Below are 8622 nucleotides of genomic sequence, written 5' to 3'. Positions count from 1 at the left end.
AAATCTTGACCAACGGGTTAAGCCAGTAGGGTCAACATAGACAATATCATTGGGCTGCATTTCAAAGCGATTGGCCAAAGCTAAGTTAGTGACAGACTGCATATTGGCATGATAAATATCAGTATAAGAGGCATTACCATGATCACGAATGACGTAAAGCTTTGCTGCATCTGCAGTCCGAGCATCTAAACCTTCCACCTCACCCAACACTTGAGTTAAGCTTAATCCTTGATCTGGAATCTCTACCGGTTTAATGCTGCCAAACTCTCCAAGGACATAGACTTTGTTGCGGTCACGACTGTTTACATGAACAGCGTCACCATCTCTTAGATAAATTTGATTGGCAGAAATCCCCATATTTTTTAGGTCATTTAAACCAAGCTCATAAGTCGTTCCATTGCGAGTTAAGGTAACACTATTCGAGTCACCTTCAGGCATAACGCCCCCGGCCATTGAGATAGCCCCATATAATGAGACAGGTCTATCGTCCATACTGAATTCACCAGACTGCTTTACTGCGCCATCAATAAAGAAGTTGTTGCTGCGGTATTTGAGTACTTGGACTTGCGGGTCTGGATACTTTAAATAGCGTTGTAATTGGCTACGTAATTGATTGGTAAACTGGGGAACAGAAAGCCCATTGGCTTTGAATCGGCCTACTAATGGAAATTGAATATAGCCTTGTTGGTCAATAGGGTAGCCAACCTCAGACTTCGGAATTTGCGGATAGTCGCCTAGAGAGATAGTTAGGATATCCCCTTTCGCTAAGCGGTACTCAGCATTACGGGGGGCGCCTAATAGCTCGCGTACGCGCGCATTTTTCATACCGGAGGTGGTATTACGTACCTTAGAGTAAGCAGGTGAAGCAGGTAGGCTAGCTAGGCTTAAAGGCTGAATATTAAACTGCATACCGTTTTCAGCAATAAAGGTACCTTGTGGAGGTAAGTCGCCTGATTGAAGTCCAGGGTTAATACTGGCACAACCCGAAGTTAAGCCTAAGGTCACGGCAAGTGCTGCACTAGTGAGCAAAGGTTTGCGGTGTTTTAAAAAATTCATGCTAACTTCTCTACCTTTATTGATTCCGACCGACTCTGACGCTTAACCCTTTATATTCAGGGCAAACTACATTAAGAGCAAATACTGTATTGCTAGGAGGCATCCTGCTTTTTATAGGATATTCTAGGCTAAAATAAACCCATTATTCTGAGTATTTTAACATTAAATTAAGAGTGATGCCCAAATATGCAAACATCTTACTATAAATAGACAGAATGCGTACTATAAAAGTAAGGAATTATAAGGCTACTGTCTAACCAAAAATACGACTACCACCATTCAGGCTCATTAGATTCAGGTTTTTCATCTCGATCCTTGGAAGCATGACTATCTACTAGCACGGTATCTTCTGGAACCTCGGCAATAAAGCGTGAAACCTTATCAAAGTAACCGGCGAAACTTGAATAGTAATCCGGAGCGGTTAGGTAAAGATGGGTTTTGGCACGGCTACAGGCCACATAAAATAGCTTACGTTCTTCTTCTAATTCTTCAAACTCATGCAGTGAGCGGTGGTGGGGTGTTAGCCCATCAACCAAGGAGTTAACAAAGACCACTGGCCACTCAAGGCCCTTAGCACTATGAATGGTAGAAATAGTTACCGCATCGGCCTCTTTTTTCTCTGGATCACCCATGACCGCTACTGAATCATTGGGTGGGTCAAGAGCTAGGTTTTCCAAAAAGTTATCTAAGCTACTGTGCTCTCGCGCTAAGTTAATCAATACTCGGAAATCTTCTGAGCGATCACGCCAGTTGTCCTCAAGCGTCTTTAACATAGGTAGATAAAAATCTATTAAGGTCTGCAAGGTATCGGCCACAGTCTCTTGTTGTTCAGCTTTGGTCAGCACATGATACAGCTCGTTAATGTGCTCTTTATTTTTAGTTAGTTTAGGGTCAAGTAGTGGTTCAAACGAGTTATTGCTACTGGTAATGGTGTTGGTAATCTTAGTCGCAGTCACCTCACCAACGCCACTAAATAAAGTTAAGATGCGGTGCCAAGCAATGGTATCGTTAGGGTTGTATAAGATTTTGACCAACGCCAAGATATCTTTGATATGACGCTTTTCAATAAACTTAATACCACCCACCACGATAAAGGGAATGTTGCGCTGCATAAACTGCAGTTGAATCTCGTTAGATTGAAACGAGGTCCGGCTTAATACCGCAAAATCATTATAGTCATGCTCTGGCTTTAAGTTGATGATTTTATCAGCAATGTATTTGGCTTCTTCTTTGTCATTGCTGCGACGCGATAACACCGGTTTTGAGCCATCAACAGCTAAACTAGAATACAGCTTTTTTTGATAGCCTAGAGTGATTTGCTCAGACAGTGCATTGACGTAATCTAAGATAGCCGGGGTACTGCGATAATTTTGCTCAAGCTTAATCAGTTTTGCTTCAGGATAGCTGTCCCCAAACAATAGAATATTTTCGTAATTGGCCCCACGGAAAGCATAAATGCTTTGGTTGTCATCACCCACCACCATGAGCGACACGTTATCGGGTTCACAGATATAGTCGATCAACTGCTTTTGCGGAATATTGGTGTCTTGATACTCATCGACCATTACATGGCGGTAAGTGTCTTGAATCAGCTTACGAAATTGCAGGTTGTTTTTTAGATGGTGAACTACCTGACTGATAATGTCATCAAAATCATATAAGTGATTGGCACGCTTATACCTGTGATACTCCATCGCCAACTGCTCAATGACCGGAATATGGATGGCGATATCCGGATAATCATTTTCAATTAAATCCCGCAGTAGGATGTGCCGGTTGCGTGAGGTGGAAATCAGCTTTTGTAAGGTCTTTTTACGCGGGAAAGCCTGCTTCATGTTTTTGCGGACAATACACTGATCTTTACAAATCATATCCAGCGCATCTTCACTGTCGCCCGTATCTAAGATAGTAAATTTTGGATTAATACCTAAAAGCCCTGAATAGCGACGCAGCAACATATTACAAAATGAGTGAAAAGTACCACTGGTAATGGCGTTTAAATCCAAGCCACTTAGCGCTCTATTGTCTGCCAAACTTTCAGCCAATAAGCTTTTGACTCGGCCTTTGATTTCATTGGCGGCTTTTCGAGTGAAAGTCAGCAAAAGAATACTATTGGGAGAAGCGCCACTTTCTATTAAGTAACTGGTGCGGTAGGTTAGGGTTTTAGTTTTCCCAGAGCCGGCACCAGCGATGACCAGCACCTTTCCTTCGATGGTAGTAGCTGCTAACAACTGACTGGGATTTAACTCGCCAGCATAATCGACCTCACTTTCTGTCAGTACCGCATTGTCTAAGACAGAGTCGCCTTTCTGATCTTCTGTCTGTTTTGACGCTTTATCAACCGAGTCTGGAGTAATCAGATTGGCCTCAAGCTTGGCAATCGACTGACGCAAATGCTGCATCTTGTCGCGAATGTCTTCATCCAGCTTGGGGTAACTATAATAGTGAGTTGAAAATAAAGAGTCGGTCATAAGCGTCGATTACAGTTAGAGTTAGGTTAAAAGAATATCAGTCATTGAATCTACGAAACAGCCAAATATAAGGGATAGCAACCAAATACATCACCACACTATACACGCCAGCAGGTAGGGCAAAAGCAGGCAATACTGAGTCACTTGATACCGCCAAAATACCAGATAACGCCAAGGCCATTGAACTGTTTTGAATGCCCACTTCCATGCCAATGGTTTTGGCATCTTTCCAAGATAAACCCAGAAGTTTGGGTATGCCTAAGCCTATGACGAATAGGGCGAGTAATAAGGTCACAATCATGATTGTGATTTGTCCAGACTCATTAAACAACACTTCGCGGTTACTAAAGATTGCCACAACCACTAGAAGGGCAAATAACACAAAGGCTGCTTTCATAAGCTTGTCACGGTGCGCTTTGGTGAAGGCCGGCTTTTTTTCGTGAATAAAAATTCCCAGTCCGACAGGTAAGGCGGTGATTAAAAACATCTTAATCCCCATGCTCACCAAGTTAATCGAACCGCCTTCAGTACCTAAAAAGTGGCCATAAGCCCAAGCAGTCAATACCGGCACGGTAAAAATAGACACTAAGCTCATCACTGAGGTCAGAGCCACCGATAGCGGCAGATTGCCTTTTAATAAAGTACACAGCATATTACTGGTGACCCCGCCTGGGCAGAAGCTGAGTAGCATAAAACCAAAGGCAAACTCCGGAGCAGGCTTTAGTAGTAATATCAGTATCAAGGTGATCACAGGGAGCAGCACCAGCTGGGCAATAAAGCCAATAATAAAAGGCTTGGGCTCTTTAGCGATGTACTTGATATCGGCGATTTGCATCGATAAACCCAATGCAAACATGATAAAAGCCAAAATAAGCGGCAATAAGGCCACAGAGAGCGTATCCATACTTAAGTCCATTTAGGTATGTGAAAGTGTGCCTCAAGTATAGGCAATACCACGCGGTGACACAAGCAATGACGTTTAGACTCTATTTAGCCAAGACATTAATGGGTGTTGCAGCAATAAGAGAAAGGCGAGCTAGCTAGTGCTTATTAATTTTAACTGGCGTGTAAAAAACGTTTTAAAACCTGAGCAAATTGGATTGGCGCATCTAAAGGAATGGCATGACCGGATTCAGCGATTTCAATCACATCGGCATTGGGCAGGATATCCGCTACTTGGCGTTGCCATGTGGGATCATAAAGCTGCGATTGGGCACCAATTAACATGGTTACTGGAGTCTGAGTGTGAGTGAGCGCCTCTCGATAATCATAAGGCAGCTCAAGATAAGCGTTTAATCCTTTTAGCTTTTGTTGCCACGTGGGATGTTGATACACTGCCAATTTATAATCGGGCAGGTAGCTGCTACTTTTAATAAACAACTGTGAGGGTAGGCGACCGGCTGACATTAATGAAAATGCCGTTTCCACCTGTGTAATCTGACGCTTTACAGCAAAAGGCAGGTGACTAAAATCGGTAATATTTTGATGCTGAAAATACGGTAGCGTGGCTTGCAATACTTCACTAAATTGCTCAAAGATTTGCGCTTGTTTCTCACCAAACACACCGCCTTGCCAATCGGGCTGATTGTGCACGATGGGGGATTGGTCGATGTTTAGATAGCGCTTAATTTTTGAATGGTTTTTAGAAGAATTTGTAGTAGAGGAGTGGTTGTTAGCAGAGCTATTGCCATGGTTAGAACTGGCAGGAGTGGATTGAGGATCGCTATGTGCATAACGATTAAAATGAGCCCAAACTACCAGCGCTCCCATGGAAATGGCCGCGACATCTACAGATTCTACCTGATGCTCGGTACAGATATGGGTCAAGATAACTTCTAGATCATCGGCATATTGCTCGATGAAATTAAATTCACTGCTTGGAGTATTGGCCGCTAAGCCAAAGCCACGAAAATGAGGCAGATAAAAGCAATACTGCCCCAACAGCGGTAACACAAAAGGCAAAAACTGACGGGCGTCCATACCAAAGGCATGGAGCAACACTACGGGCTCGGCCTCAGGTCGACCAATGACAGTGACTGGAATAGACACGCCATCATAACTGACTACCTGCTGCAGCCTTGGAGTATACGGCTGCAACAGAGTAGAGGCTTTATCTTTGGTCGCTGTAAGGGTGTGGCTTAACAGCGGTTTGAAAGACTTAACGGTTGGACGCATCAGGAGAATCAATACATTCCACTACGTTTAGATCAAAACCTGACAACGCATTAAATTTAAGCGGCGTTGACAGTAAGCGCATGTCACGTACGCCTAAATGACGCAGGATTTGCGCGCCCACACCGATACTGCGATAAGGCTGGTTCGCTAAAGTAGACACAGATTGATTGTTATTAGCGCGCTCAAGTGCTTCGCCCAAATCTACTGGCTCGTCGTTACCAATCCATACTAATACGCCACGCTCAGACTGGCTGATTTCTTGCAATGAGCTTTGTACGCTCCAACCACTGCGGCCGGTGGCATCACGTTTAGCAGAGAATAAATCACGTAGGGGATGGAAGCCATGCACACGGACAGTACTTACGCCTTCGCTTGGATCGCCTTTTACTAACGCTAAGTGAGTTTCCGTAGCGCCATATTCTTTGAACTGATACAGGGTGAAAGTACCAAAGTCCGTTTCAAAAGGTTGCTTGCTAACTTCATTAACCGTTTGCTCATTGGCAATACGGTAGTTAATTAGATCAGCGATGGTACCGATTTTTAAATCATGCTCAGCAGCAAATTTCTCTAAGTCATCACGGCGGGCCATGGTGCCATCTGGATTAATAATCTCTACAATTACTGCTGCAGGCTCAAGACCTGCTAGACGGGCTAGGTCACAACCGGCTTCTGTATGACCGGCACGGTGTAGCACGCCGCCTTTTTTGGCCATAATAGGGAAGATATGACCGGGCTGGACGATGTCTTCAGCTTTGGCAGTTGCAGAAACGGCCGCTTGTACGGTCCGCGCACGGTCGGCCGCAGAAATACCTGTGGTTACCCCTTCAGCCGCTTCAATAGAGACGGTGAAGTTGGTGCTGAACTTGGCTTCGTTGTTGTCACTCATTAGTGGCAACTCAAGACGACGGCAACGCTCTTCGGTCAAGGTTAAGCACACCAAGCCGCGAGCATGAGTAATCATGAAGTTAATGGCCTCAGGGTTGATATGAGTAGCGGCCATAATTAGATCGCCCTCATTTTCGCGGTCTTCATCATCCATTAAGATGACCATTTTACCGGCGCGAATGTCTTCAATGATGTCTTTAATATTATCTAGTGCCATGAAAGGTTTCTCTTTTATTGTTTATCAGATTATTAGCTGTGAATATGGTGACCATTGTACCTGTAACTGGGGCTGAGTGCCATTAACTGCCATGAATCAATGGTGTCAAAAAGTTATTAAAACAAGTTGTTAAGGAGAAGTTAAACAGTGCTGAATGCCGTTTTATTCGTACTTCATCCCTTTAATAGACTGCTTATTGGGCCAGTTATTGGGCTAGCTATTGATTTGAATTAGGTTGAGACTTTAACCACTGCATAAATTGTAGGCTGTGTTGCTCACGTTGGTTATCAGCATACTGATAAAACTGGGTGCCGACTAAATTATCAGGTAAATATTGCTGGTGCTGATAATGATTGGGATAATCATGAGGATAGATATACCCTTCGCCATAGCCTTGGGTTTGCATCAGTTTGGTTACCCCGTTACGCAAATGAAGTGGTACCGGAGACTGATCTTTTTGTGCCAGCTGCATCGCTTTATTAATCGCCAAATAAGTACTGTTGCTTTTGGCTGACGTGGCCAAATACACCACCACTTGGCCCAAAATAATACGCGCTTCGGGCATACCAATCATTTTCACCGAACGCAGCGCAGCATCGGCGAGCAGTAGCGCATTGGGGTTGGCATTACCAATGTCTTCACTGGCTAAGATGACCAAACGTCTGGCGATAAACTCTGGCGGCTCGCCAGCTACCAACATTCGTGCCATCCAATATAGAGCTGCATCAGGGTCTGAGCCACGTACCGACTTAATCATGGCCGAGATAATATCGTAATGCTGATCGCCATCTTTGTCATAGCGCTGCAGGGCAGTTTGCGCCACACTGGCAAGTAGGGTGTCATCAATGACTATCGGCTGCTGACTATGGTCTGAAGCTTGAACCGCAAGCTCTAATAAATTTAGTGATTTACGAGCATCACCTTGTGCCAATTTGGCAATCTGCGGAATCGCTTGAAGCTGAATATCTAACTTGGATAAAAATTCATCTTCTACTATCGCCCGTTGTAGCAGCTGTTCAATCTGCTCTTCAGTTAACGGCTCTAAACGATAAACCTGACAGCGGGAGAGTAGGGCGTTATTAACACTGAACGAAGGGTTTTCGGTAGTGGCCCCAATTAAGGTAATATCGCCTGATTCCACGGCCCCAAGCAGGGCATCTTGCTGCGCTTTATTAAAGCGGTGAATCTCATCGATAAATACCACAGGAGCGGCAAAGTCCAATCCGGTTTGCCCTGATTTACTGCCCGCATCGAGCACTTCGCGCAACTGCTTTACCCCAGTATTAATCGCCGATAACGGGTAAAAAGGGCGGCCTACTGCATCGGCCAACAGCATAGCAATGGTGGTCTTGCCAATCCCGGCCTCTCCATGCAAAATGAGGGAGGGAAGGTGACCATGATCGACAAAGCGGCGGATGGGTGCTCCCGGTGCCAGAAGGTGGGTCTGTCCAATAACTTGCTGCAAAGATTTGGGACGCATACGCTGCGCCAAAGGGGTATCAGAATAAGAAGGGTTACGGGTATTGGACATAATAAACAGCAATTACCTTAGCTAAATAGAAGGATGTAAGCCCTTGATTACAGCTCAAAACTTGCCAAAATGCAAGTTAAGCTCAGGTAACTGGATATGATTTTTGTAATGGCTACGTCAATGGGTTGTGTCTGATGTGTGCGCTGATGTGACCGGGCCTTGTAGTTACTAGCGGCCGCACTCATTATTAGGGCGTGTCCCTAATTTGAAAAATACAGATAAAGCCTTATTTTAATCCTATATATCAACAAAATATAGGGAAACTCAAGCCATGGCGAGAACAGTAA

6 protein-coding genes are annotated in these 8622 nt (G+C 44.4%); all 6 read right to left on the bottom strand.

The window, feature by feature from the left end; all coding sequences use genetic code 11:
- Positions 1-1056 (bottom strand): polysaccharide biosynthesis/export family protein (locus A1232T_RS00255; RefSeq protein WP_077447492.1); only part of this gene is annotated, 1056 nt, incomplete at its 3' end.
- A gap of 269 nt (positions 1057-1325) precedes the next feature.
- On the bottom strand, positions 1326-3527 hold the full coding sequence (locus A1232T_RS00250) for an ATP-dependent helicase (protein WP_077447491.1): 2202 nt from the start codon (positions 3525-3527) through the stop codon (positions 1326-1328).
- A 37-nt stretch (positions 3528-3564) separates the two neighbouring features.
- On the bottom strand, positions 3565-4431 hold the full coding sequence (locus tag A1232T_RS00245; RefSeq protein WP_167367012.1) for a bile acid:sodium symporter family protein: 867 nt from the start codon (positions 4429-4431) through the stop codon (positions 3565-3567).
- 152 nt (positions 4432-4583) lie between these two features.
- Complete coding sequence (locus A1232T_RS00240) at positions 4584-5702, bottom strand: alpha/beta fold hydrolase (RefSeq protein ID WP_077447489.1); 1119 nt, start codon at positions 5700-5702, stop codon at positions 4584-4586.
- On the bottom strand, positions 5686-6804 hold the full coding sequence (gene ribBA, locus A1232T_RS00235; protein ID WP_077447488.1) for a bifunctional 3,4-dihydroxy-2-butanone-4-phosphate synthase/GTP cyclohydrolase II: 1119 nt from the start codon (positions 6802-6804) through the stop codon (positions 5686-5688). Before ribBA ends, A1232T_RS00240 begins: the two co-directional genes overlap by 17 nt.
- Before the next feature lie 217 nt (positions 6805-7021).
- Positions 7022-8335, bottom strand: a complete 1314-nt coding sequence (locus tag A1232T_RS00230) for a replication-associated recombination protein A (RefSeq protein ID WP_077447487.1) — start codon at positions 8333-8335, stop codon at positions 7022-7024.
- Positions 8336-8622: the final 287 nt, after the last annotated feature.

Origin of the sequence: Psychrobacter pasteurii (genome assembly GCF_900162815.1) — a bacterium.
In the GTDB taxonomy this organism is placed as follows: domain Bacteria; phylum Pseudomonadota; class Gammaproteobacteria; order Pseudomonadales; family Moraxellaceae; genus Psychrobacter; species Psychrobacter pasteurii.
The sequence above is the reverse complement of the archived record's forward strand: the minus strand, read 5'-3'. Positions and strand labels throughout refer to the sequence as shown.

What these genes read in the sequence shown, in the direction of transcription:
- A1232T_RS00250 (WP_077447491.1), bottom strand. Translation starts at nt 3,527, where the DNA reads ATGACCGACTCTTTATTTTCAACTCACTATTATAGTTACCCCAAGCTG.
- A1232T_RS00245 (WP_167367012.1), bottom strand. Translation starts at nt 4,431, where the DNA reads ATGGATACGCTCTCTGTGGCCTTATTGCCGCTTATTTTGGCTTTTATC.
- A1232T_RS00240 (WP_077447489.1), bottom strand. Translation starts at nt 5,702, where the DNA reads ATGCGTCCAACCGTTAAGTCTTTCAAACCGCTGTTAAGCCACACCCTT.
- ribBA (WP_077447488.1), bottom strand. Translation starts at nt 6,804, where the DNA reads ATGGCACTAGATAATATTAAAGACATCATTGAAGACATTCGCGCCGGT.
- A1232T_RS00230 (WP_077447487.1), bottom strand. Translation starts at nt 8,335, where the DNA reads ATGTCCAATACCCGTAACCCTTCTTATTCTGATACCCCTTTGGCGCAG.